Source organism: Olsenella kribbiana (genome assembly GCF_036408795.1).
Classification (GTDB): Bacteria; Actinomycetota; Coriobacteriia; order Coriobacteriales; family Atopobiaceae; genus Olsenella_L; species Olsenella_L kribbiana.
Genome location: NZ_JAZGJP010000001.1, coordinates 39593 through 62660 on the forward strand (window position 1 = coordinate 39593; position 23068 = coordinate 62660).

The following is a 23068-nucleotide window of genomic DNA, read 5'->3' on the forward strand; positions in this document are numbered from 1 at the left end:
CATGCAGAACAGGAACAACAAGCGCTCCCTCGAGCTTCTGGCTCCCGCAGGCGGCCCCGAGCCGTTTGCGGCAGCCCTGGCTGCAGGTGCCGATGCCATCTACTGCGGCTTCGGAAATGACTTCAATGCCCGCCGCAATGCGACGAACTTCGACGACGAGAGCTTTGCCGCCGCCTGCAAGGCAGCGCATCTTGCCGGCGTCCGCGTCTATGTGACCGTGAACATCGTGATCCGCACAGCTGAGATGCCGAAGGTGCTCTCCGTGATCAGGCGTGCCTGGTGCCTTGGCGCCGATGCCTTCATCATCCAGGACTGGGGCCTCATGGCAGAGGTCAGGCGCATCTGGCCTGAGATCGAGGTCCATGTCTCGACGCAGGCAAACATCCATGATGCGCGTGCGGTCGCCTGGATCCGCGAACTGGGCATTGCCCGCGTCACGATCTCGCGCGAGCTCTCCTTGCCTGAGCTTTCCCGCATCGCAGACGAAGGCGTCGAGATCGAGGCCTTCGGCCATGGCGCGCTCTGCTTCTGCTACTCGGGCGTCTGCATGCTCTCGAGCCTCTCAGGCGGCAGGTCTGCCAACCGCGGCATGTGCGCACAGCCGTGCCGCCTGCCCTATGACCTCGTCGACGAGGATGGCACGGTCTCGCAGATGAAGGGTGCCGACCGCGCGCTCTGCCCGAAGGACTACTGCACGATCTCCGACCTGTCCTCCCTCATGGAGGCAGGAGTCGGATCGCTCAAGGTCGAGGGCCGCATGAAGGCTCCCGACTATGTCTATTCCGTCATCTCTTCCTATAGGGCCGAGCTCGACGATGCGTATGCCGGCGTGAAGCCTTCGACAGAGACCGAGCATGCCCGCATGAGGAGGCTCCTGCGCTCCTTCAACAGGGGCTTTACCGATGCCTATCTTCGGGGCGAGTCCGGCAACGAGATGATGAGCTACGAGCGGTCGAACAACCGTGGCGAGCTTGTCGGCGAGGTTGTCTCGTCGAGGCGCCTCGAGGATACGCTCGTGCGCCGTGGGGGCGGGAATGGCGGCAGGCGCCGCAACCGCCACGTCACCCAGGCGGAGACCGAGATCGCCCTGGCCGAACCGGTCTTCGAGGGAGACCTCCTCGAGATCCGTCCGCTCACGGATCCCTCGCAGTTCCTGACAGCGACGGCCGAGCATGACGCGGACGCGCAGGAACGCATCACGGTCAGGACGACCCGCCCCATGGAGACGGGCTCTGCCGTGCGTGTCATCCGCTCGAAGCAGGCCATGGAAGAGGCCCAGCGGGCAGCGCACCTCGAATGCGCACGCAAGCGTCCGGTGAGCGTCTCTGCGAAGGCCAGGATCGGCGAGCCCTTCACGGTCACGATCGAGACCGAAGATGGCGTCTCTGCGACCGCTGAAGGCTTCACGGTCGAGCCGGCACGCACGAAGGCAGTCACGGAAGAGGACCTGAAGTCGCATGTCCTGCGCATGGGGCAGACGCCTTTCGAGCCCACCTCCTGGACCTGCGAGATCGATGACGACTGCGGCATGGGCTTCTCCGCCGTGCATGCGGTGCGGCAGGATGCCTGCCATCTCCTCGAAGAGAAGATCCTTGCTCCCTACATCGAGCGTGAAGAGAAGACAGCTCCTGTTCCTCCTGCGTGGAGGATCAAGGACACGCTCCGCGAGGTCAGGAAGGCCGCCGGAATCCAGGACCCGCTTTCCTGGAAGGCGCCAGAGCCTGAAATATCGGCGCTCGTGACGACGCCTGAGGCAGCGGAGGCTGCACTTTCTGCCGGCGCCGACATCGTCTATGCAACGCCTGATGCGCTCTCCCAGGGCACCTGGCCTGAGAGCACGGTGCCGTTCCTCGATGAGGTGTGCCGCGAGATCGACCATGAGAGGCTCGATCCCTTTGTCGTGCCGGGCAGGCGTGTCGCCTGCGGCAACATGAGCGAGCTCGTGCTGGCACATGAGCGCGGGGCTCTTCCTGAGATCCGCCAGCTCATACCGGTCCACAACGAGTCGGCGCTTGTCGCGCTCGAAGAGGCAGGGGCAGAAGGCATCTGGCTCTCGCCTGAGCTCACGCTCGAAGAGATCGTGGCGCTTGCGGAGACGACCTCGGTCCCTCTGGGTCTTTCCGTCTATGGCAGGACGAGGGCGATGACAAGCGAGCACTGCATCCTCCAGGCAGCGGGGAAGTGCATCCATAACTGCGCGAAGTGCCAGCTCCGCCAGCGCCGCTTCTCGCTGCGCGATATCGACGGAGCGCTTCTGCCGGTGCGCACGGACCTCGAGGGCAGAAGCCATCTCTATGCGTCGCATCCGCTCGATGCAACGCCGCAGATTCCCGATCTCATGGCAGCAGGCGTCACCCGCTTCATGGCAGATGGGACGCTTCTGACCCCGCAGGAAGTGTCGTTTGCGGTCGAGCGCGTGAAGCGTGCCGTGGCGGCAGGACGCGAGGACAGGAAGGCAGCTCCGCGCCTCCAGGGTGCGACGTCTGGCCATCTCTTCGTCGGAATCGGCTGATATACCCTCGGAAGGGTAGCATTTTGTGACACTCTTCCGAAGATGTGCAATTGCTAGTTCAATAGGGGTATTATCAGTCCAGCGAAAAACCGACAGGGGAGAGGGTCCCCAGCGGCGACGAGCCGCGGTGAAAGGAAGCTTAGGATTATGGCTGTAGACAAGGAACTTCTGGCTGCGACGATCGACGTGATCCGTCAGAGCCTTCAGGCAGATGGCGGCGACGTGGAGCTTGTCGATGTGGACGACGACGGCGTTGTCTCCCTCGAGATGCAGGGCGCATGCGCAGGCTGCCCGCTCTCGAGCTACGACATGTCGATGGGCATCGAGCGCATCCTGAAGGAGCACGTCCCGGGCGTGACCCGCGTGCAGTCGATGATGTAGGATTTCGATAGAAGAAGTGAGAGCAGCAGCCGGAGCGTCCCTTCGGCTGCTGCTTCTTGTAAGGCAGAAAGCACCGAGGAGCGCCCATGTGGCTCAATGAGATCTATCAGCATCTGAATCCGATAGCCATCCAGATCGGCCCTATTGCCATCAGGTGGTACGGCATCGCGTATCTCGCAGGCTTCATCTGCGCCTATCTCGTGATTAGGAGCCTGAACAGGCGCTGGGAGCTCGATATCGTGGAAGACGACCTGCTCTCGATCGTGATTGGCGTCGCCTTCGGTGTCATCATCGGTGCCCGCCTCTTCTATATCCTGTTCTATGGGGCTGGCTACTATCTTGCGCATCCTGCCTCGATCCTGGCCTTCAATGAGGGCGGCATGAGCTTCCATGGCGGGCTCTGTGGCGCCATTGTCGGTGGCTGGCTCGTCTGCCGCCATCTCCATATCTCGACGCTCTCAGTTGCAGACATGGCTGTCTGCGGCGCGCCTCTGGGCCTCTTCTTCGGCCGCTGCGCGAACTTCGTGAACGGTGAGCTCTGGGGCAAGCCGACCGATCTTCCCTGGGGCGTCATGTTCGAGACGGGCGGCAACGTCTACAGGCACCCGTCGCAGCTCTATGAAGCCATCCTCGAAGGACTTGTGATCTTCGTCGTCCTCTTTGCGCTCTCGAGGAAGAAGCCGCCCCGCCCCCAGGGCACGTTCATCGGCACGTTCCTCACGCTTTACGGCGTCTTCCGCTTCCTGATTGAGTTCGTGCGTCTTCCGGATGCACAGCTCGGCTATCTCCTCGGCACGAACTGGCTCACGATGGGGCAGTGTCTCTCGATCCCGATCTTCATCATCGGCCTCGTTATCCTTGCCTTTGCCCACAAGTATCAGCTGCCGCAGGTCGGCTACCTCAAGAAGGCACCGGCGCACACGAAATAGCGCCAGAATGAAGGAAGGCCAGGCTTGGTGCCTGGCCTTCCTCATATATATCGCTCTTCTTCTCTATTCGAAGACGATGAACGGCTCCTCGTCGTATCCCTCGAGCTCGATATCGTCGCCCGTGAAGCCGAAAATCTCGCGTGCATCCTCGATCGCTGTGTCCTCTGCATCCTCGTCGTCCTCATCGGCGTCGTCTTCGTCGGCAGGTTCGCTTCTCATATCGTAGGAGATGGCTTCGTCTCCTTCTGCGAGAGGCGTTGCGCTCACGAGCGAGCAGAGGCCTTCGCGCGTCGGCACGATCTTCTGCCACTGCGTGACGAGCGGCTCTTCCGGCTCCTCTGCAAGCTCAATGAGGGAGTCGAGATAGATTTCCGTCGCTCCTTCGAGCAGGTCCGAATTCTGGCGGATGTCCTCGAAATGGTTTGCGAAATTCTCGAGCGCTTCATCGGCGTCGGCTGCCTTCACGATGCAGGGCATGAGGCAGTAGTTGTGTGCCTCGTCGAGCTCGTCGTTGTAGCTGAAGTTTCCGACATAGAGCATGAGGTGCCTCCCTGGACGGCGTGACCTACAAGAGAGAGCCTAGCAGCTTGGCTTGTGTACGGAGTTCCCCTTGTGTGTGGACGGTGCCAGGAAACAGGGGAGAGGAGAAGGAGGACGAAAAGCTCCGAGCGCTTCCATGCGTTTTGCGCTGCCATTCAGCCAGATGCTTGCTAGACTGAAGTCAGAAGGCAGCAAGATACTGCCGAACAACATAGAGACACTGTCGGATGGAGAGGTTCGCTCCCTTGGAGCGATCAAAAGGGAACCCGGTCAGAATCCGGGACAGCCGCCACTACTGTATAGGGGAATGCCTGGACGCATATCCCATTGGGCTTCGGCCTGAGAAGGGGTCCAGGAAGGCATTGCCAGCCCCCAAGCCAGGAGACCTGCCCTCCATCCTAAGGTCCGAAGCGTCCTGGGCAAAGGGGGAGGCTGGCCGGAACAGATGGGGCAGCAGGCGTGGCCTGTCGCCCTCTCGGCGTCTGGCAGCCCGCTTTCCGGGGAGGAAAGGAAGGGCTCGATGAAGCATCGGCCAGAAAATCCAGGATATGCACGGCGCGTGCTGGCATTCGTGCTCAGCCTCTCGCTTGCCTGGTGCCAGCTGCCAAAGCCGGCGTTCGCTGCGGACGGGGTGGGCGGAAACCTGCAGGAGACTGCCCAGGCTGCACCCGCACAGGAAGCTTATGTGGCCGGCTCGGGCACTGCGGCGTCGCAGGCCTCCTCTCTTTCGGCAAAGGATGGGGACAGCAAGGAGAACGGAACCTCTTCTGCGACAGAGGTGTCTGTCACGACAGACGAGAGCCCAGCTTCCGGAAAGAATGCCGATGCCTCCTCAGAACAGAAGACGCAGGCTTCAGCCGCAGCTTCTGGCACGACCACGGAACCTGCAGCAGATGCCGGGGCAGATGTGGCCGAGATCTCCGTCAGGATTCGCGTGATCGGTCCCGATGCAGCGGGCAACGTCAGCGACTGGCTTGCCGAGAAGACGGTGAAGATAGCGTCCGGAAAGACTGCTCAGGACCTCACACAGCAGGCATTTGCCGGCACACTCACGGCAGACATCGAGCCCTCTGCCTGGGGTGCCTACCTGGATACGATCACGTCGCCTATCGATGGAAAAGCCTATGGCTCTGATAAGGCGACAAAGAAGTATTGGCAGCTCTTCGTGGATGGTACGCCATCCGCTCTTGGCATGTCCCAGGTAACGCTCGCAGAGGGTTCCGAGATCGTCTGGTACTACTCTGCATATGGTGCGTCTCTTGCGGATGCAAAGGTCGTGAGCGATCCGAGCCTCGAAGTGTCTGATGCTTCAGCCACGCGCACGGAGGGAACGGCCGAGTGGGCAGGCTTCAATCAGGGCATGCAGGGAGGTGCCGTCACGGCTGAGACGCCGACCACGGCTGCAGGCACGGCCCTTGCCTGGAATCCTGTACAGATCGGCATGGGTGCCTCCGACCCGGTGCTCGTGGATGGAAAGCTCTATATGGTCTCTGCCGGCACGCTCCAGGTCATCGATTCCTCGACAGGCGAAGTCCTGGCAACGAAGAAGATCTCGACGAAATCAGGCTTCTTCTGCCGTCCGGTCTATGCAGAAGGCCTTCTGATCGTTCCTGTCGATGATGGCCGCCTCATGGCTTACACGCTCTACGATGCTTCAGGCACCGATTCCTTGAAGCTTGTCTGGGAGACGCCGCGCATCGAGGCTTCCGGCGCGACGCAGACGCTCTCGTCCCTCACAGTGGCAGACGGCCGCGTCTTTGCCGCGTTCTCTGTCGTCGATTGGATGAACCCGCTCGATGGCACGGGCTACATCGTCTCGGCATCCCTCGCGGACGGCTCGAGCTGGCAGGTCACGACGGAGAACGACGAATACTACTGGGCAGGTGCCGCCTCCCATGGTTCTGACATCGTGATTGCAGACGAGAAGGGCTACGCCTACCTCCTGAGCGGCACGGATGGATCCGAGATTGCGTCTGTGAACCTCGGGAACGCCAGCCACGCGAGCATCACGAAGGTGTCTGATACGGAGTATCTTGCCGTGACGACAGATGGCGTGCTCCATGTTCTGAGCGTCCAGAACGGCACCATTGCCGAGACCGCATCCGTCAAGTTTGCCGACCGCTCGACCTCGACGGCGGTCGTATCCGGCTCTGTCGCCTTCGTCGGCGGCTCTCTGAACGGTTCTGGCTGGCCCTATACTGGCACCCTTTCTGCCATCGACCTTGCCCGCGTAGGCGAGGTGGGCTATGTGCCCCAGACCATCGAGATCGGTGCAGGTGCCGTGCAGGCAACGCCTCTCGTGGCGCAGAGCAGCTCGGGCCTCTCCATCTATGTGACGGCGAACAGCACGCCGGGCGGCCTTTTCCTCGCGAGCTACCGGAATGGCAACCTGTCGGAAGCCCAGACCATCTTCACGCCGGAAAGCTCGTACCAGAACTACTGCACCGCATCGCCCATTGCCTCGAAGATGGGCCTCATCTTCTACACGAACGACTCCGGCTATCTCTTCGCGCTCAAGAATGTGGCCATCTGGACCATCTATTTCGATACCGAGGGCGGAAGCAGCATGGCGCACAAGACGGTGGCTGCCGGAACGGCAGCAGGCTCGCTCGATGAACCGACACGTGATGGCTACACATTTGCGGGCTGGTATCTCGACAAGGAATGCATGAAGTCCTTCGATGCCTCCTTTATAGGCGAAGGCGGCACGACGCTGACGCTTCATGCCAAATGGACGAAGAATGCAGCGGCGCCCGCTCCGCGAACGGATGCAGACGGAGCTGCCCCTAAGACGCGCCCTGCGCGCACGCCGGCAGCTCCGTCTTCTGTGCCTGCAGTCCAGACAGCTGACGAGAGCACTATGACAGATGAAGCGGCACCTGTCCTGGCGCAGTCCGCCAGCAGGGGCTCTTCTTCCGGGAGCCCGGAGGATGTCAGCGCGGCCGCAGCCGGTAGCGCTGACATGACCGGTGCTGCGCAGGACACATGGAAGATTGCGGTGCCCATCGCGCTGCTCGCTCTTGGCCTCTTCCTGACCCTTCTCGCACTCAGGCGCAGAAAGCAGGAGAGATAGCGTGGCAGGATACATCGTCCATGACCCTGAGGGCGAAGAGGGCGGGCAGAAAGCAGGGGACAGGAGGCGCTTAGGCTGGAAGCTGCCGCTTGCCGCGGGACTCGTCCTTGTGGCAGCAGCCCTTGCCGGCTTTGTCGCGCTCCTGGGGCCGAATCTGGTCTCGGCCTCGTCCATCGCGGATAGCGCAAGCGTGGTCCAGGAGCAGCCAGCACTTACAGAAGCCCGCATCCAGGCGGCGCTCGGGGATCTTGTGTGGCAGGGAGAGGATGTCGGCCTCGACCCCTCTTCTACTGCAGTCACGATCCAGGACGACGGAAGCATCCTCGTATCTGTGGTGGATGACGGGGCGGCCCAGGACGTTGTGCCGCTTGCGGCAAAGCGCCTCCTCGCCCTTGCACAGTGGATAGAAGACCAAACAGGTGCGGATGCACCCGCCGTCTCCTGGAGCGTCAGCACGACAGCGGGCGTCCAGGTCTTCGAAGGCACGCTCGACGCAGGGGCGTCTCCTTCGCCAGAGGCCCGAAGCACGAAGGAGCTTCTCTCTGCGCTGTCGTCCTACAAGCTCTCCGATGCAACCTGGCAGGACCTTGGCCTTGCCGATGCGCCGGAATCCGGGGGCGGCGACAGCGCGGATGCAGCGGGTGATGCGGCAGCTGCAGACGATGGGTCCTCCAAGAAGGGCTCCGACAGCACAGCGGGCCCCGCCTCGCCTCAGAGCAGCGCTTCTCCTGGCGCCGGGGCGCCTGGAGGCTCTTCGGACCCTCCCGATCGGGTTCAGGGCGGAGGCCCGACGAGCCCATCATCTCCATCGGGGGGTGCAGCACCTGCTGGCACGTCTTCTGCACCGTCCCGGATCGCGGTCACGGTTTCTGTCGATTCCACGCTCGGTGGCGGCAACTCAACGTCTGCTTCGGCCAGCGTGCCCTTAGGCTCATCGGTCCTCGATGCGCTTGAGGCTGCAGGGTATAGCGTAAGCACGCAGAACACGCAGTACGGAATCTATATCACAGGGATTGGCGGCGTCGAGGCGAGCTCGCGCGACAGGCGTGGCTGGGTCTATGCCGTGAACGGCGTCGAGCCTTCCTGTTCCGCTGCGAACTATGTGCTCTCATCTGGTGACGCGATTGCGTGGGCCTATGTCTCCTACTGATGATTTCGGGGAGAGAGGGGCGAACGTCTCGGAGACACTCCGTCCCTTCGCCTCCTTCCATCCAGCCGTTGCGCTTGCCGCAGGAACCGCCCTTCTGCTCTTTGCCATGTTTGCCCTGCAGCCGGTCTATGTGTGCCTGAGTCTCGTCTCAGCATTCGTGCTCTCAGGAATTCTCCATGGCTGGACGCGTACGCTTGCAAAGCTTCGCTGGCAGCTGGGCCTTGTCCTTCTCATGGCCTGCGTGAATGCTCTCTTTGCCGGGTATGGGGCAACGACGCTTTGCGTGCTCGGCCCCTTCACGATTAAGCTCGAGAGCCTCGCCTATGGGGCGATGATGGGTGCAGTCCTTCTTTCTGTCATGCTCTGGTGCGAGAACCTCAGCTCCATGGTGAGCGAGGACGAGATCATGCAGATGATGGGCACGAAGGCGCCTGCTACGGCGACGACTTTGGCTATCGCTGCCCAGCTCGTGCCCCAGAGCATGAGGAGATATCACGCCGTGAAGGACGTCCATCTCGCGACGACTGCCGCAAGGCAGCCCTCGTCTGCCAAGGAGCGGACCGATATCCTGGCGGGAGGGATCCTGCTCTCCTGGATGCTCGAGGACTCGATCGGACGTGCCGATGCGATGCGCGCCCGCGGGTGGGCACGGGGGCAGAAGCGGTCAGCCTTCCAGACGCACGAATTCCATGCACGGGATGCCGTGGCGCTTATCGGCCTTGCCGCGCTCGGGCTTGCCTCGGCTGTGCCTGCGGGCATGGCGGTCGGACAATGGCACTTCTATCCCACAATGCCTACGCTTGTCTTCTGGTGGGGCTATGTGCCCTATATGATGCTTGCAGCCCTGCCCATAGGATCTCTCGTGCATGAGCGGATGCTCTGGCGGAAGGAGGAGAGATGACAGAAAGCGCTCTGGAGTTCAGCCACGTGAGCTTTGCCTATGCAGTGCCGGAAGGGGAGCGGCAGGGGCCAGATGTCCTTGCCGACATCACATTCTCCGTGCCGGAAGGCTCCTTCACGATCCTCTCCGGCCAGAATGGCTCGGGCAAGACAACGCTTCTGCGTCTCGCGAAGCCAGAGCTGGCACCTCACGGCAGGTTTTCTGGCACTATCTCCTTCTTCGGACGTCCGATTGATGCACTCTCTCCGGCCGAGTCTGCCTCTGGCATCGGATACGTGTTCCAGGACCCCGAGAGCCAGATCGTCTGCGATACGGTCTGGCACGAGCTTGCCTTCGGCCTCGAGAATCTGGGCTCGACGCAGGAAGAGATGCGCCAGCGCATAGCCGAGACCTGCTATTTCTTCGGTATCGACTCCTGGTTCCGGAAGCGCACCTCCGAGCTTTCAGGCGGACAGAAGCAGATTCTTGCCCTGGCATCGCTCATGGTCATGAGGCCACGTCTTCTCCTCCTGGACGAGCCGACCTCCATGCTCGATCCGCTTGCCGCAAAGACCTTCCTGGGGCTGCTCTGGCGCATGAACCAGGAGCTCGGCATCACTGTCATCGTCGCGACGCACGACCCAGCCACGCTTGTCCCCTATGCAGACAGGGCCTTCACGCTTTCCGCAGGAGGCACGCTTGCAGAGGCAGAGGCCAGAGCCTTTGCAGAGGCACCCTCAGCGCTTTCTGGCATGGCGGCCGTGCATCCTGCTGCAGCTGGTGTGGCAGCAGAGCTTGAGCGCGTCTACCAGCGCTATGCCGCGCGTGCCCCCTGGGTGCTTCGCGACCTCTCGTTTGCGGTGCCTGAGGGAAGCTTCAGCGTGCTTCTGGGCGGCAATGGATCGGGCAAGTCGACGGCGCTTGCTGTACTTGCAGGCATCGCTTCGGTGCAGCATGGAAAGGCGAGGAACGCCCATGCGAAGATGCAGGCGTTCCTGCCGCAGAACCCGCGCGCGCTCTTCGAGAAGCCGTCCATCTCAGAGGAGCTTCTGGAATGGGGACCTTCTGTTGGCTATGGCAGGAAAGAGGCTCTGGAGGTGCTCGAGGCCCTGGGCCTTCCTCAGGACGAGGCATTCCTCGCACGGCACCCCTACGACGTCTCGGGCGGGCAGGAAGAGCTCCTGGCGATTGCGAAGCTGCTGCTTGCGAAGCCGGAGATCCTGCTTCTGGATGAGCCGACGACGGGACTTGACCGGAGCTCGAAGAGAAGGCTGGCTGCGGCGCTCCAGAAGGTGCAGGAGGCAGGCACGACCATCGTCTGCGCGACGCACGATACCGAGCTTGTGCGAGCGCTAGCCAATACGGTCACGCTCATCTTCGATGGGGGAGCGGCAGTGAGCACGGATGCAGAGGGCTTCCTTTCGAGAAGCTGGCTCTGGGGGCACAGATGATGTGGCAGCGCATCCTCAAGGCCTCGGAGCCCCTGGTCCTGGCCCTTGTCCCTCTCCTCATGCTCTGGTCTGCCTGGGCGGGCTCTGCCATATCGGGCGGGCTTGCGCTCCTTGCGGCAGCCGTTGCCATCCTCTTCATGTTCGCCCGCATCGAGGCGGGAAAGCCGGCGCTCCGGCAGATGATGCCTGTAGCCTGCCTTTCTGCTCTGGCGGCAGCGGGCAGGATCCTCTTTGCGGCTGTGCCCGATGTGAAGCCGGTCTCTGCCATCGCAATACTTTCAGGGGCGCTTCTGGGGCCGGAGAGCGGCTTTGCCGTCGGCGCCTTCGCAGCGCTCCTCTCGAACTTCTTTTTCGGGCAGGGCGCCTGGACACCGCTCCAGATGTATGCCTGGGGGCTTGTAGGCTATCTCGGAGGCGTTCTGGCACGTCATGGGCTCTTGCATAGCAAGTGGCAGCTCGCCGTCTCAGGCGTGCTCTCAGGCCTTCTCTATGGGGCAATCCTCAATGGCTGGTATGTCCTGGGCTATGTGCGTCCGCTCGTGCCCGAGACTGTCATTGCCGCCTTCCTCGCAGGACTGCCGCTCGACCTCGTGCATGGGCTTTCTACCGCTGGATTCCTGCTGCTTGTCTGGATTCCTTGGGGCAGATCGCTCAGACGTGCTCTGGCGCGCTATGATTGATAGCCGCACAAACGCAGATTGTACGTACCACCATGGCTTCCGGGGACCTTCGCAGAGGTGCCACACTTCGGCATCTTCTATTTGCAAAGTCATCCCTGCTTTTGTATTATCTGTATGTTTTGCCAATCTAGAAGGAGATGTGCATGTCCGGACACTCTAAGTGGGCTACCACGAAGCACAAGAAGGCCGCAATCGACGCAAAGCGTTCTGCGCTCTTCTCCAAGCATTCCCGCAACATCACCGTCGCAGCCCGTACCGGCGGAGACCCGAACCCCGCAAACAACGCTTCCCTTGCTGCAGCAATCGCCCGTGCCCGCATGGTTTCCATGCCGAACGCGAAGATTCAGGCTGCCATCGACAAGGCCTTCGGCTCTGGCGCCGAGGCTGTCGTGTACAAGGAGGTCACGTACGAAGGCTATGGCCCTGCAGGCGTTGCCGTCTACGTCGAGTGCCTGACCGACAACCTGAACCGCACCGCTGCTGATGTCCGCTCCGTCTTCACGCATGCAGGCGGCAACCTCGGCACGACCGGTTCCGTCGCCTTCCAGTTCACCCGCAAGGGCTCCATCGCCGTGGAGAAGGTCATCGTCTCCGACGAGAAGAAGGTTCCCGACAAGGAGAACGCTGTCGACGAGGACGAGTTCATGATGGCCGTGGCCGAGGCTGGCGGCGAGGATTACGAGGACGCAGGCGACGAGTGGATCGTCTACACCGCGTATGACAAGATGCAGGACGTCGAGAAGGGTCTCGAGGATCAGGGCATCGAGGTCAAGGGTTCCGAGCTCACGATGGTCCCGAACACGCCGGTCGAGCTTGGTCTCGCTGACGCTCGCAAGGTCCAGCGTCTGATCGACCGCCTCGAGGAGCTCGACGACGTCCAGAACGTCTACTCGACGATGTCTGTCTCCGACGAGGTCGCAGAGCAGCTCGAAGAGGACGAGTAACCTCCATTCCAGAGCGCACAGAGGGGTGTCCGGTTCATCCGGGCACCCTTCTGCTATACGGAGGCAGGCCATGAAGAAGGGCGGCAGGGGAAGCGTCCCTGCCGCCCTTCGCGGTGTCTCTAGGCGGTGCCTATTGCCCCAGGACCTCGGCTGCGATCTTTGCGGTCTCGGCGGCGTCCTTCGCGTAGTAGTCGGCGCCGACCATCTTCGCGTACTCGGGATTCAGGACGGCGCCTCCGACGACGACCTTGCACCAGGGTGCCTGCTTGCGCAGGAGCTCGATCGTCTCTCCCATGGCCGGTACCGTTGTTGTCATGAGTGCGCTGAGCCCCGCGAGCTTCACATGGTGCTCGACCACGACATCGCAGAACGCCTGCGGATCCACATCGCGGCCGACGTCCAAGACCTCGTAGCCATAGTTCTCGAGGAGCATCTTCACGATGTTCTTCCCGATATCGTGGATGTCGCCCCTGACGGTGCAGAGCGCGATCTTGCCCTTCGTCGGCACGGCGTCCTTTGGCTGCGATGCCTTGATTGCATCGAATCCTGCCTTTGCTGCCTCAGCTGATGCCATGAGCTGAGGCAGGAAGAACGTGCCCTTCTCGAAGCGCACGCCAACCTCGTCAAGGGCAGGGATCAGCACCTGGTTGATCGCATACATCGCATCATGGCCTTCGAGGAGCTTCTCTGTCGCCGCCTTGACGGCTGCCTTCCTGCCATCGAGCACGCCCTGAAGGGCAGCCTCTTCAGGCGTTGCGGCAGCAGACGATGCGCTCGAGGCGGCAGGGGTGCCGGCGGCAGCGGCCGGGCCCTTTGCCTCGGTACGGCCGGCATTCTCCTCGACATAGGCACGGGCTGCCTCGTCTTCGCCTGAAAGCACGCGCCAGGCGCTCACGACATCGTGCATGCGCTGCTGGCCCGGGTTGATGATAGCGAGGTCGAGTCCGGCAGCAAAGGCAGCAGCGAGGAAGGTCGCATTGATCAAGGGGCGGAAGGGAAGGCCGAAGCTGATGTTCGAGACGCCGAGGACCGTGCGGACACCCGGCATCGCCTCCTTCACGAGGCGGATGCTCTTCAAGATCTCGCCAGGTGCCTTCTGATCCGTGCTTGCTGCCATAGCAAGGCAGTCGAAGACAAGGTCCTGTGCCGGCATGCCTTCCTTGCGGGCACGGTCATAGATCTTGCGCGCGACGGCGAGGCGTCCTTCTGCCGTGGCCGGGATGCCTGCCTCGTCGAGCGTCAGGCAGACGAGCGCGCACCCATAGTGGTGGGCAAGCGGAATCATCTCCTCCATCATGTCTTCGCGGCCATTCGTGGAGTTGATGAGCGGCTTTCCCGGATAGCTCCTGACAGCTGCCTCGACCGCGGAAGCCGTTGCCGAGTCGACCTGGAGCGGCAGCGATGTGACGCCTGAGATGTCCGTGACGGCACGCTTGAGGAGCTTCGTCTCGTCTATCTCAGGCAGACCCACATTCACGTCGAGCACCTGGGCGCCGGCGCGTTCCTGCTCGATAGCGAGCGTCAGGATGTAGTCGAAGTCCCCGGAGCGCAATGCCTCCTTCATGCGCTTCTTGCCCGTCGGGTTGATGCGCTCGCCGATGACGGCAATATGTCCCGGAGCAAGCGAGAGGAGCTCCTGGGAGCTTGCGACCGTGAAGTCGGGGGAGAGCGCATGGGGACGGGGCGTGCCGATCCCATCGATGAGGGCACGCTCGCGCGCGATATAGTCGGGTGCCGTGCCGCAGCAGCCGCCGACAATGGAGACGCCTGCCTCGACCATGGGCTTCATGGCTGAGACGAATTCCTCGGCGTCGATTCCATAGGTCGTCACACCGTCATGCACCTCAGGGAGTCCCGCATTGGCCTGCACCATGCAGGGGCAGGAAAGGTAGGGGAGCATGCGGAGCACAAGCGGCTCCACGTCTTCAGGGCCAAGCGAGCAGTTGATGCCGACAGCATCGGCACCGAGCGAGGAGAGCGTCACGGCAGCGACTTCAGGCGTCGTGCCGAGGAAGGTACGCCCGTCCTCTCCGAATGTCATTGTCACGAATGCCGGCAGCTGCGTATGTTCCTTGACCGCAAGGAGGGCAGCCTTCGCCTCGGCGAGGTCTGCCATCGTCTCGATCACGAAGAGGTCGGCTCCTGCCCCTTCTGCCGCGATTGCCTCTTCGGCAAAGAGCCCATAGGCCTCTTCGAACTTCATGGTCCCCATGGGCTCGAGAAGGGCTCCCGTGGGGCCGATATCCGCCGCAACATAGCGCGCTCCTGCTGCACGCACGCAGGAGACGGCTGCCTCGAAGATATGGCGCACGGTCGCCTTGCCGGCAAGCTTCAGGGCATTCGCGCCGAACGTGTTCGTCGTCACGGCCTCTGCACCAGCCTCGACGTAAGCGGCATGGATGGCTGTGACATTGTCCGGATCTTCAAGGCAGAGGAGCTCTGGCAGCTCTCCTGCCTTCATGCCACGTTCCTGGAGCTGCGTTCCCATGGCGCCATCGAAGAGGAGGAACTCCTGACCTTCGAGCACGTGGGCGAGGTGCTCGTCCTTGATTCTGAGCGTGCGCTTGGTACCAGGCCCGAAGGGGGCAGATGCCGGCACCTTCGGGTCGCGGATAGCAACAGAGGACAGGGTCCTATTTCCTTCTGTCATGGCAGGTCCTTCCCTGGACACGGAATGTGCAGAAATCGTGGCAGACGCACTTGGCGCAGCTCATGTGCGTGCTTCTCTTCGGTTCCGTGAAACAGCCGACAATGGCCGTGACGCTCTTCGTCGGTGTCATGAGGAGGCTCGGCGAGAGCGTGATGCCCAAGAGCCTCTGGGCATTGAGGGCAGAAAGGAGCGTCGGCTGCACGGCAAGCGGCAGGTCTCCGTAGCCAGGAGAGTAGCGCCAGGTGCAGAAGAGTCCCTGGCCTGCTGCCCACTTCACGGCTTCTGCCTCTGCAGCGTCGGCGGCACGCTCGACGAGTGCGACTGAGGCAGCATCGAAGAGGATCTGCTCGAGATGGTCGGTAAGCGAGAGGCGTCTGAGCTCCCGCTCATTCGACATGCCCAAGGTCACCGCGAAGACGGCTGCGGCCTGGGCCCCGGCAAGATGCTCTGCGATATCGTGGCCGGGAAGCTTGAGTGCCGTACCCTTGAGATGGACGCAGGGATTCTCGCCTTCGTCTATGCGCTCGACCTCGAAGGGGCGCATGACCCCCTTCGGTTCGGAGATAGCGAGGGCATGCCCGATGGCCGCATCGATCCTGCCATCCAAGGATGGGCTATACTCCTGCCCGGCATAGCCAAGGTAGCGGAGCACCTCCTCCTTGTCGACAGAGGATATCTCGTAGCGGGAGACGGATGTGCTAGCTGGCAAGGTAGCCGCACCCCACAAGCGCCTCGTGGATCTCGTGCGCCATGGCAGGCTTGTTCATCGTATAGATGTGGAGGCCGTCGACGCCGTTCTGTGCGAGGTCCTGGAGCTGCTCGATTGCGTAGGAAACGCCTGCCTTTGCCTGCTCGGCCGGGTCGTCTCCTGCGGCGATGATGCGCTTGATCACGGCAGAGGGAATGGATGCCCCGCACGTGAATGCCATGCGCGTGATCTGCTTCTGGCTCGTGAACGGCATGATGCCCACAACGATGGGGATCTTGATGCGGCCACGGGCGCAGAGGTCGCGGAAGCGGTAGAACGTCTCGTTGTCGAAGAAGAGCTGCGTCACGAAGAAGTCGGCGCCGGCATCCTGCTTGCGCTTCAGGTTCTCGAGCGATCTCCTCATGGACGGCGACTCCACGTGTCCCTCCGGATAGCAGGCAGCGCCGAGGCAGAGCTCGGGGTGCTGTGCCTTGAGGTAGGAGATGAGGTCTGACGCATACGTGAAGTCGATGGCATCGCGTCCTGGGGCGCGGTCGCCTCTGAGCGCCAGGACATTGGAGACGCCTGCCCGATCGAGCTTTCCCACATAGCGCTCGACATCCTCCTTCGAGGAGCCGAGGCAGGTCAGGTGCGCAAGGGAGGTGATGCCGAAGTCGTTCTGGACCGTGTCGCAGATCTCTGCCGTGTGCGAGGAGGAGCCGGTGCCGCCAGCAGAGAATGTCGTCGATATCCAGTCAGGATGGTCCTGAGCGAGCGCTTCTGCCACCTTGCGCGCATCGGAAAGCGGCATCGTGCCCTTTGGCGGGAAGATCTCATAGGAATAGGTCTGCTTTGTCTTCAGCAGCTCGTCGATTCTCATCCGGTGCACCTTTCTCGAGTATCTGTCTTTCCATCATATGGGAGCTCTGTTTCATCTGCATCTCAGCTGCAGAATCGTGGCAGATTTCATGGCAGGGACAAGAGGGCCGGCCTCGCAGACTCATGTCGGCGAAACGGGGTATCCTTGGGATGTATCTGACGCTGGCGGAGGTGGCAGCATGGGATTTCTGAAGAAGCTCGCGATGACCCTGTGGTTCCTGGCGACGATTTTCGCGTTTGCCGCGCTTGTGCTCACGATCTTCGGACCGTGGACGAAGGAGGCGCTCGCGCTCTTTGCCGTCGACAGCTACAGCTACGCCGTGCAGGGATGCGTTGCCTTCTCCCTCATCGGCAGCTTCGTGATGTGGGTCCGCGTGCTTGCCCGCCGCAAGAAGGCACAGACGATCGAGCTCGAGGACGAAGAGGGCTCGACGATTGCAATCACTCGCGATGCGATTGCCTCCCAGGCTACCTACATCGTCGAGGAGGATGGCTCCTGCGAAGCGACGAAGGTCGCGGTCTTCGCGGAGAAGCATGGCATGATATCGGTCCATTTGACGATCCGTCCGCACGAGACGGTCTCTGCCGTCGAGAAGGGGCGCGAGCTCAAGGAGGAGCTCGAAGAGGGCCTGACAAAGCTCTGCGGCGAGAGGATCTCCTCGATCAGCCTCGAGTTCCTGGCGCCTGAAGAGCCGAGCTCGCTTTCCGAGCCTGAGTCCTATGACCACCTCTTCGATGTGCCGGCGGCTGATGCCGATGCTCCGGCAGAGGAGGCATCTGACAGCGTGTCTGCATCTGAGGATGATTCCTCAGAGGACACCGCCGAGACGCCTTCCGCAGAGGGCGGCTCTGTCGCCGAAGAGGATGCTCCTGCTGCAGCAGATGAGCCCGAGGTTCATCCTGCAGCGTCGGGCGACGGCGTGACGATCTCCATGAAGGGCAGGACCCCGAGGGAGGAGGAGGCGCATGAATAGGCCGAAAGTGACGGTCGACGAGGACGAGCCCAAGCGTGATGCGAAGGGAGCATCGGAAGCCAGCAGGGACGCTGTAGCAGACACGGCTTCCACGAAGCAGAAGGCTGGTGCCCGTCCTCTCGAGGCAGCCGAGGCGTGGCTCCACAAGACGTTTCCGGGCCACGAGAATGCGGTGCTCTGCGGCTTTTTGGGCCTCATCGTCGCAATCCTTCTCTTTGTGATCGGCTTCTGGGCAACGCTTCTTGTTGCGCTCTGCGTGACCATAGGCGTCGCAATAGGCCAGATGCTTGACGGCGACCCGAAGATCATCTCATTCTTCCGTGGCCTCATGGGTCCGAAGGATGACGGAAGATAGCTGGAAAATCGAGACGAGCAAGGAGTGGATGTATGGATACAGAGACGAAGGACACAGCAAAGGCCACGTATGCTGCTCCTGATGGACAGGAGAGCATGACCGATACGGAAGACATCGTGGCAGCAGAGGAGGATGACAACTCCGAGGATTCGCTGACGTTCAGCAACGGCGTGATCGAGAAGATCGTCGCCCTCGCCGTACGCGACGTTCCTGGCGTTGTCGGCATGAAGGGCGGCTGGGTGAACCGCGTGCAGGATGCCCTTGGTGCGACCGACCCCAGGAAGGGCGTGACGGTCGAGGTGACGCCTGATGCTGCCGTGCGCGTGAACATCTCCGTCCTGATCGAGTATGGTGCCTATGCACCGCAGATCTTCGAGGACGTGAAGAAGGCCGTCGTGAAGCAGGTCATGGGGATGACGGGTCTCGAGGTTGCAGGCGTGAACCTGCGCATTGAGGATGTCCTCACGCCTGAAGAGGTCTCCCGCAACGCGAAGCGCGCAGCCGAGGAAGAGGCAGATGCCGATGCCGAAAGTGAGGCCGAGGCACAGGAGTCCGAGGAGGATGTGGCACCGGTCGCTTCGACGGAGCCTGCCAAGGCCTAGGAAGCTGAAAAGTCAGCATCTGAACAGCCGAGCAAGAAAAGATAAGCCTGCATGCCTTGCATGCAGGCTTTTTATATATGATTTGTAACCAGGCAGGTCCAGTCGGTTGCCAAATGTCCCCGCTGCGGTATATTTGTCAGAAATCTGGAAACGTTGAGGAGGAGCTATGAGCACATGCGGCACCCCTGCAATCATCGATGTGGATCCAGGTGTCGATGATGCGGCTGCGCTCTTCATAGCGCTGACCTGCTCACGTCTCGATACGTCGCTTGTGACGACCGTCGGGGGATCGATCGGCGTCAACCAGGCAACAGCCAATGCGCTGAAGCTCGAGGCCTTCCTCGGCACCCGTGCACTTGTTGCCAGGGGACGCGACCTTCCGAATTCCGAGAAGCGCCACTACATGCAGCCGACGCTCGGACCGTCCGGTCTGGGCTCCTGGGTCTTTGCCGATGAAGCATGGGACCTCTTCTACAACGTGCCTGCGAAGGATGCCATCTGCCAGACGGCGAAGAGCGCAGCAGCAAAAGGCCAGCGTGCCTGTATGATCTGCCTTGCACCGCTCACGAACCTCGCCGATGCACTCGAGGCGCACCCCGATCTGCCCGATATCCTGGGGCCCGTCTTCTGCATGGGTTCGACCATGGGAACAGGAGATACGCTGCAGCGTGCCGGCAGGAATGTCGCAGCAGACCCTGCAAGCGCGAAGGCGGTCCTTGCCTCCGGTCTCGATGTCTTCCTCGTGCCGGTCGAGGTAGCGGCAGCGGTTCGCATGTCCGATCTCGATATGGCCGATATCGCCCTTTCGGGCCGTGTCGGCAATGCCGTCTATACGATGCTCTCCGGTGCCCAGAGCCTCGACGGCAAGGGCAAGGAGATTGCAGACCCCATAGCGGTCGGCCTTGCGACCCATCCCGAGTTCTTCACGGTCGTGCCCGGCGAGCTTGAAGTCGAAGACGACGGCTCCTGCGGCATGAAGATAGGGGAGGAAGCGGCACATCCGAACTGCCGTGTCGCTACGGCTATCGATGTGCATGCATTCCGTGCCTGGTTCAAGTGGGCTCTGGAGCGCGCCTCCCGCTAGCGGATATCTTCAGCGCACGCTCAGCTGTGCGCCCATTTGTGCTCCTTTGCCGCTTGCCCTCCAATATGCGTCCCATCTCGCCTAGAGTAGATAGGTCGAAGGGGGATGTGGAGCTTGGGTCAGACAAGGATGCGCGATATCTGGATCAAGTCAGCTGTGGGCGTGGCTGCTGCGGCATTCCTCGTTGCTGCAGCCTATGCCGGAGGCGGCTGGGAGCCGCAGGCACCGGTCTATCCCGAGCCAGACGATGCGTGGGATGCGCAGTGCATCGAGGAGGGCATAGAAGGCCCTGCGGTTGGCACCGATGCGCCGAATGCCGTGCAGGACTATTTCCCCGACGAGCCGACCTTCGGCATCCTTTCGGACAACCCCACGACCGATGAGACGCAGGACGCAACAGAAGACGGTACGGCGACTGCCCCGACATCCGGAAAGAAGAGCTACTCCACGTATCGTGCGCTCGACGAGTATCTCGATGAGAACTTCGATGTGGCTGGCACGCCTGGCATAGGCGTTGTAGTCGTCGATGCAGCAGGAGCCGAGTACGAGAGAACGATGGGCGACATCGAGAGCGACCACGACACGATGCTCATAGGCTCGCTCACGAAGTCGTTCACGGCCCTCTCGATCATGCAGCTCGTCGAGGATGGCAAGATCGACCTCGATGAACCGGTGGCAACCTACTGCGACGCCTATGGGACGCCGGACAATGTGACCATCAGGATGCTCCTCAACCAGACAAGCGGATTCGGCTACTACGACTCGCTTGCCGAGGCGACGCCGGGCCTCACGCAGGGCACGTTCTCCTATTCGAATGCGAACTACGACCTTCTCGGCAAGGTCATCGAGGCCGTCTCGGGCGAGGCGTACGACGAGTATGTCGAAGAGCATATCCTGGAGCCGCTCGAGATGGACGACTCCTCGGCGAGCCTTGAGGCGCGTGCCTCTGCCCATGCCTGGAGAAACTACTTCGGCTGGAATGTCCAGGATGGCTTTGTGCACGAGGACGGCGATGATTCCTGGGGCAGCTGGAGCTCGGGCTATATGGCCACAAGCACGGCCGATATGGGCAAGTACCTCATGATGTACCTGAACCAGGGCACCCAGACCGCTACAGGCGGCGCCCAGGTGCTTTCTGCCGCAGGCATACGCCAGATGTTCCTGTCACGTGCTGCCGACCCCTACAGCGATGCCTTCTATGGTATGGGCTGGATCTCGTTCTACTGGGACGATGGGGAGCTCGTGCTCTCGCATGACGGAGATGTCGAGAACGGCGTAGCACGCATGATGATCTTCCCTGAGCGCGGCATCGCGATTGCTGTGCTCGGAGACGCGGCGGATGCCTTCGGCGGCAATACGGCCTTCTACGAGCTTGCGGACGGCGTCGTCGCAAATGTCGTCGGCGGCAAGGCAGAGCCTGTGAGCGCCACGGAGCGCATCGCGACGCACGCACAGGAAGATGCCTTCCTTGCCCTCTTCGTGCTGCTTGCCGTAGCTCCCATCGTGCGCCTCAGACGCTGGCGGAAATGGATAGGCAGGCTTCCGCACGATGTCTCGCTCTGGCGCCTCGTGTGCCTCCACGTGCTGGCGCCTCTGGGCATACTCTGCATGCCAGTATTGCAGGGCTACAAATGGCGGGATGTCCTTACGTTCATGCCAGATGTAAGCATCGTCTATATCGGATCTGCAGCAGTGCTCTTTCTGACCGGTGCCGCAAAGCTCCTCTTCATGCTCCATGTCTGGAAGAAGGAGAGAGGAAGAGAGCTGGCTGCGTAGGCGTGGCTTCTTCAAGAGACGAGAAAGGCCTGCCGGATCGCTCCGGCAGGCCTCTTCCATGTCACGGGGTCTTGTGGCAGCTTGCGCTAGAACCCTGCATAGATGAAGGTCGCAGGTGCCATGTAGCCCGAGAAGCTCACGAACCAGTAGAGCAGGAGGCCCATTGCGATGATGGCAGCGGCAGTCCCGATATAGGTCAGCGTCTCATGGGTCTGCCCGAAGTCGAGTATGCGCTCCTTCGCGGTGGCAAGCGGTGTGAACTCCGCCTTCTCGTCCTTCTTGCTCATAGCTGGATCCCCCTCATATCGTCCGTGCCGGCACCCTCTGCGTCGCCGTAGCCCCAGCCGCCGAGGAACTCGTCGTCCTGGCCGTTCACGAAGTGGTAGACGGCGCGCTCGATATGGACCCAGCCACGCCAGCCCGGGTGCACGGTATCGCAGAAGAAGTAGCGCTCGTACTCGCAGGGGGAGAAGTCGGCGTAGGTGGCACCGGCAGAATCTGCTACATCCCTGACGCGGGCATACCAGGCAGCACGCTGGCTCTCGTCGATGCCGACATGGTCATACCAGGGTCCGTGCATCGGCAGCATGATCATGAGCACGCTCATGCCGCACTCGCGCGTGACATCGAGGAAGAGCGAGAGGTCGGACCACTCGCTCTCGGCCTCGTCGAAGTTCTGGCCACGCTCTGACTGGTAGTTCTTGTTCTTCTCCCAGTAGGAGTCGTAGACACCGATCTCATTGTTCGTGCAGCGCGCCTGGCCATCGGCTGTGGCCTGCTCGAGCCAGGCTTCCCAGTCAGGCTCGCCTGTCGGGATGCCCTGAAGCCTCGTCTTGCTCTTGCTCGGCGAGCCCTGGATCATCTTCTCGAGCTCGCTTCTGATGCGGAGCGTCTTCTCCTCGTGGATCTGGAGGTCGTTCAGCGTATCGAACGGCGTGTCCTGGTTGGCAGCGGCGAGTGTATCGGAGGAGATGCCGAGCTCGCGGGCACGCTCGCGCACTTTGTCCTTCGTCGTCTGCGAGAGCATCGTGTTCTGGCAGAAGTTCCGATAGAGCTCGTAGTTGAACTTGCCGGAGAACTTGTTCTGGGCGCCGCCGCTCTTGAAGAACCACTGCGGGCTCACGAAGAGCACGCACTCCTTGTTCTTTGCATGGGCACAATAGGCGCCTGCCGCGATGGCCTGCCAGAGGCTCTGGTCGAACGGCTCGCCGATGAGCGTCATGTCCACGCCGGGGTTATTGTCTCCGAAGACCTTGAGCGCAATCTCGGGGATGAGGTCGGCATTGAAATAGAACTCGGACGTGCCGAAGCAGAAGCGGCCATCGTCGCTCATGTTTGCGAGCACGAAGTCGACGGCCTCCGATTTCGGCATGCCGTACACATAGTCATAGATGCGCGAGCCATCCGCCTTGTTCTCGAGCTTCGGGTACAGGAACTCGTCTGCACCGACGAGCCCGGCGCCCAGGGCGGCGAGGCTTCCTGCAGTTGTCTTGAGTAGGGTCCTACGGGTGATCATATGC

20 protein-coding genes and 1 riboswitch are annotated in these 23068 nt (G+C 61.8%); of the genes, 14 read left to right on the top strand and 6 right to left on the bottom strand.

Going from position 1 to position 23068, the window contains the following annotated elements; genetic code table 11:
- The first annotated feature begins 1 nt into the window (after nucleotide 1).
- The 3 genes from VXJ24_RS00170 (at nucleotide 2) to lgt (ending at nucleotide 3822) form a co-directional block, all read left to right on the top strand.
- Nucleotides 2–2512 carry a U32 family peptidase gene (locus tag VXJ24_RS00170; protein WP_330970897.1) on the top strand — a complete coding sequence of 837 codons (2511 nt, stop codon included), beginning with the start codon at nucleotides 2–4 and terminating at the stop codon, nucleotides 2510–2512.
- 147 nt (nucleotides 2513–2659) lie between these two features.
- Nucleotides 2660–2893, top strand: coding sequence for a NifU family protein (locus VXJ24_RS00175; protein ID WP_330970898.1), 234 nt, complete (start codon nucleotides 2660–2662; stop codon nucleotides 2891–2893).
- An 86-nt stretch (nucleotides 2894–2979) separates the two neighbouring features.
- A complete protein-coding gene (gene lgt, locus VXJ24_RS00180; protein WP_330970899.1) occupies nucleotides 2980–3822 on the top strand; it encodes a prolipoprotein diacylglyceryl transferase in 843 nt (280 codons plus the stop codon).
- Between the two features lie 63 nt (nucleotides 3823–3885).
- Here the strand turns inward: lgt and VXJ24_RS00185 are convergent, their stop codons facing one another.
- Complete coding sequence (locus VXJ24_RS00185) at nucleotides 3886–4362, bottom strand: hypothetical protein (protein WP_330970900.1); 477 nt, start codon at nucleotides 4360–4362, stop codon at nucleotides 3886–3888.
- 215 nt (nucleotides 4363–4577) lie between these two features.
- Nucleotides 4578–4770: riboswitch (cobalamin riboswitch) on the top strand.
- A gap of 112 nt (nucleotides 4771–4882) precedes the next feature.
- Here VXJ24_RS00185 and VXJ24_RS00190 point away from each other — a divergent pair.
- The 6 genes from VXJ24_RS00190 to VXJ24_RS00215 all read left to right on the top strand — a co-directional run bounded on the left by VXJ24_RS00190 (nucleotide 4883) and on the right by VXJ24_RS00215 (nucleotide 12540).
- Nucleotides 4883–7435, top strand: coding sequence for an InlB B-repeat-containing protein (locus tag VXJ24_RS00190; RefSeq protein WP_330970901.1), 2553 nt, complete (start codon nucleotides 4883–4885; stop codon nucleotides 7433–7435).
- A 1-nt stretch (nucleotide 7436) separates the two neighbouring features.
- On the top strand, nucleotides 7437–8585 hold the full coding sequence (locus VXJ24_RS00195) for a DUF4430 domain-containing protein (protein ID WP_330970902.1): 1149 nt from the start codon (nucleotides 7437–7439) through the stop codon (nucleotides 8583–8585).
- Nucleotides 8572–9486: an energy-coupling factor transporter transmembrane component T gene (locus VXJ24_RS00200; RefSeq protein WP_330970903.1), complete on the top strand. Its 915-nt coding sequence runs from the start codon at nucleotides 8572–8574 to the stop codon at nucleotides 9484–9486. The genes VXJ24_RS00195 and VXJ24_RS00200 overlap by 14 nt, the downstream gene beginning before the upstream one ends.
- Nucleotides 9483–10916 (top strand): ABC transporter ATP-binding protein, encoded by a 1434-nt coding sequence (locus VXJ24_RS00205; RefSeq protein ID WP_330970904.1) that lies wholly within the window; start codon nucleotides 9483–9485, stop codon nucleotides 10914–10916. The genes VXJ24_RS00200 and VXJ24_RS00205 overlap by 4 nt, the downstream gene beginning before the upstream one ends.
- On the top strand, nucleotides 10913–11596 hold the full coding sequence (locus VXJ24_RS00210; RefSeq protein ID WP_330970905.1) for an ECF transporter S component: 684 nt from the start codon (nucleotides 10913–10915) through the stop codon (nucleotides 11594–11596). The genes VXJ24_RS00205 and VXJ24_RS00210 overlap by 4 nt, the downstream gene beginning before the upstream one ends.
- Nucleotides 11597–11739: 143 nt before the next feature.
- Nucleotides 11740–12540, top strand: coding sequence for a YebC/PmpR family DNA-binding transcriptional regulator (locus VXJ24_RS00215; RefSeq protein WP_330970906.1), 801 nt, complete (start codon nucleotides 11740–11742; stop codon nucleotides 12538–12540).
- Between the two features lie 130 nt (nucleotides 12541–12670).
- Here the strand turns inward: VXJ24_RS00215 and VXJ24_RS00220 are convergent, their stop codons facing one another.
- From VXJ24_RS00220 to VXJ24_RS00230, 3 genes are read right to left on the bottom strand one after another with little or no spacing between them, the layout of a single operon-like run.
- Nucleotides 12671–15190: a homocysteine S-methyltransferase family protein gene (locus VXJ24_RS00220; RefSeq protein WP_330970907.1), complete on the bottom strand. Its 2520-nt coding sequence runs from the start codon at nucleotides 15188–15190 to the stop codon at nucleotides 12671–12673.
- Entirely contained in the window at nucleotides 15174–15899 is a 726-nt protein-coding gene (locus VXJ24_RS00225; protein WP_330970908.1) for a vitamin B12 dependent-methionine synthase activation domain-containing protein, read from the bottom strand. The genes VXJ24_RS00220 and VXJ24_RS00225 overlap by 17 nt, the downstream gene beginning before the upstream one ends.
- Nucleotides 15889–16758 (bottom strand): methylenetetrahydrofolate reductase, encoded by an 870-nt coding sequence (locus VXJ24_RS00230; protein ID WP_330970909.1) that lies wholly within the window; start codon nucleotides 16756–16758, stop codon nucleotides 15889–15891. Before VXJ24_RS00230 ends, VXJ24_RS00225 begins: the two co-directional genes overlap by 11 nt.
- 178 nt (nucleotides 16759–16936) lie before the next feature.
- On the opposite strand from VXJ24_RS00230, the gene VXJ24_RS00235 reads away from it, so the two are divergent.
- The 5 genes from VXJ24_RS00235 (at nucleotide 16937) to VXJ24_RS00255 (ending at nucleotide 21548) form a co-directional block, all read left to right on the top strand.
- The gene (locus VXJ24_RS00235) at nucleotides 16937–17731 is read left to right on the top strand and encodes an Asp23/Gls24 family envelope stress response protein (protein WP_330970910.1); all 795 of its coding nucleotides are present in this window, start codon (nucleotides 16937–16939) and stop codon (nucleotides 17729–17731) included.
- Complete coding sequence (locus tag VXJ24_RS00240; protein ID WP_330970911.1) at nucleotides 17724–18086, top strand: DUF2273 domain-containing protein; 363 nt, start codon at nucleotides 17724–17726, stop codon at nucleotides 18084–18086. The genes VXJ24_RS00235 and VXJ24_RS00240 overlap by 8 nt, the downstream gene beginning before the upstream one ends.
- A gap of 32 nt (nucleotides 18087–18118) precedes the next feature.
- The gene (locus VXJ24_RS00245; RefSeq protein ID WP_430623799.1) at nucleotides 18119–18688 is read left to right on the top strand and encodes an Asp23/Gls24 family envelope stress response protein; all 570 of its coding nucleotides are present in this window, start codon (nucleotides 18119–18121) and stop codon (nucleotides 18686–18688) included.
- A gap of 166 nt (nucleotides 18689–18854) precedes the next feature.
- Nucleotides 18855–19772: a nucleoside hydrolase gene (locus VXJ24_RS00250; RefSeq protein WP_330970912.1), complete on the top strand. Its 918-nt coding sequence runs from the start codon at nucleotides 18855–18857 to the stop codon at nucleotides 19770–19772.
- Nucleotides 19773–19886: 114 nt separating this feature from the next.
- Nucleotides 19887–21548, top strand: a complete 1662-nt coding sequence (locus VXJ24_RS00255) for a serine hydrolase domain-containing protein (RefSeq protein WP_330970913.1) — start codon at nucleotides 19887–19889, stop codon at nucleotides 21546–21548.
- Between the two features lie 86 nt (nucleotides 21549–21634).
- Here the strand turns inward: VXJ24_RS00255 and VXJ24_RS00260 are convergent, their stop codons facing one another.
- Together VXJ24_RS00260 and dltD are read right to left on the bottom strand one after the other, a co-directional pair.
- Nucleotides 21635–21835: a hypothetical protein gene (locus tag VXJ24_RS00260; RefSeq protein ID WP_330970914.1), complete on the bottom strand. Its 201-nt coding sequence runs from the start codon at nucleotides 21833–21835 to the stop codon at nucleotides 21635–21637.
- Nucleotides 21832–23064 (bottom strand): D-alanyl-lipoteichoic acid biosynthesis protein DltD, encoded by a 1233-nt coding sequence (gene dltD, locus VXJ24_RS00265; RefSeq protein WP_330970915.1) that lies wholly within the window; start codon nucleotides 23062–23064, stop codon nucleotides 21832–21834. The genes VXJ24_RS00260 and dltD overlap by 4 nt, the downstream gene beginning before the upstream one ends.
- Nucleotides 23065–23068: the final 4 nt, after the last annotated feature.

What these genes read in the sequence shown, in the direction of transcription:
- VXJ24_RS00170 (WP_330970897.1), top strand. Translation starts at nt 2, where the DNA reads ATGCAGAACAGGAACAACAAGCGCTCCCTCGAGCTTCTGGCTCCCGCA.
- VXJ24_RS00175 (WP_330970898.1), top strand. Translation starts at nt 2,660, where the DNA reads ATGGCTGTAGACAAGGAACTTCTGGCTGCGACGATCGACGTGATCCGT.
- lgt (WP_330970899.1), top strand. Translation starts at nt 2,980, where the DNA reads ATGTGGCTCAATGAGATCTATCAGCATCTGAATCCGATAGCCATCCAG.
- VXJ24_RS00185 (WP_330970900.1), bottom strand. Translation starts at nt 4,362, where the DNA reads ATGCTCTATGTCGGAAACTTCAGCTACAACGACGAGCTCGACGAGGCA.
- VXJ24_RS00190 (WP_330970901.1), top strand. Translation starts at nt 4,883, where the DNA reads ATGAAGCATCGGCCAGAAAATCCAGGATATGCACGGCGCGTGCTGGCA.
- VXJ24_RS00200 (WP_330970903.1), top strand. Translation starts at nt 8,572, where the DNA reads ATGTCTCCTACTGATGATTTCGGGGAGAGAGGGGCGAACGTCTCGGAG.
- VXJ24_RS00205 (WP_330970904.1), top strand. Translation starts at nt 9,483, where the DNA reads ATGACAGAAAGCGCTCTGGAGTTCAGCCACGTGAGCTTTGCCTATGCA.
- VXJ24_RS00210 (WP_330970905.1), top strand. Translation starts at nt 10,913, where the DNA reads ATGATGTGGCAGCGCATCCTCAAGGCCTCGGAGCCCCTGGTCCTGGCC.
- VXJ24_RS00215 (WP_330970906.1), top strand. Translation starts at nt 11,740, where the DNA reads ATGTCCGGACACTCTAAGTGGGCTACCACGAAGCACAAGAAGGCCGCA.
- VXJ24_RS00220 (WP_330970907.1), bottom strand. Translation starts at nt 15,190, where the DNA reads ATGACAGAAGGAAATAGGACCCTGTCCTCTGTTGCTATCCGCGACCCG.
- VXJ24_RS00230 (WP_330970909.1), bottom strand. Translation starts at nt 16,758, where the DNA reads ATGAGAATCGACGAGCTGCTGAAGACAAAGCAGACCTATTCCTATGAG.
- VXJ24_RS00235 (WP_330970910.1), top strand. Translation starts at nt 16,937, where the DNA reads ATGGGATTTCTGAAGAAGCTCGCGATGACCCTGTGGTTCCTGGCGACG.
- VXJ24_RS00240 (WP_330970911.1), top strand. Translation starts at nt 17,724, where the DNA reads ATGAATAGGCCGAAAGTGACGGTCGACGAGGACGAGCCCAAGCGTGAT.
- VXJ24_RS00245 (WP_430623799.1), top strand. Translation starts at nt 18,119, where the DNA reads ATGGATACAGAGACGAAGGACACAGCAAAGGCCACGTATGCTGCTCCT.
- VXJ24_RS00250 (WP_330970912.1), top strand. Translation starts at nt 18,855, where the DNA reads ATGAGCACATGCGGCACCCCTGCAATCATCGATGTGGATCCAGGTGTC.
- VXJ24_RS00260 (WP_330970914.1), bottom strand. Translation starts at nt 21,835, where the DNA reads ATGAGCAAGAAGGACGAGAAGGCGGAGTTCACACCGCTTGCCACCGCG.
- dltD (WP_330970915.1), bottom strand. Translation starts at nt 23,064, where the DNA reads ATGATCACCCGTAGGACCCTACTCAAGACAACTGCAGGAAGCCTCGCC.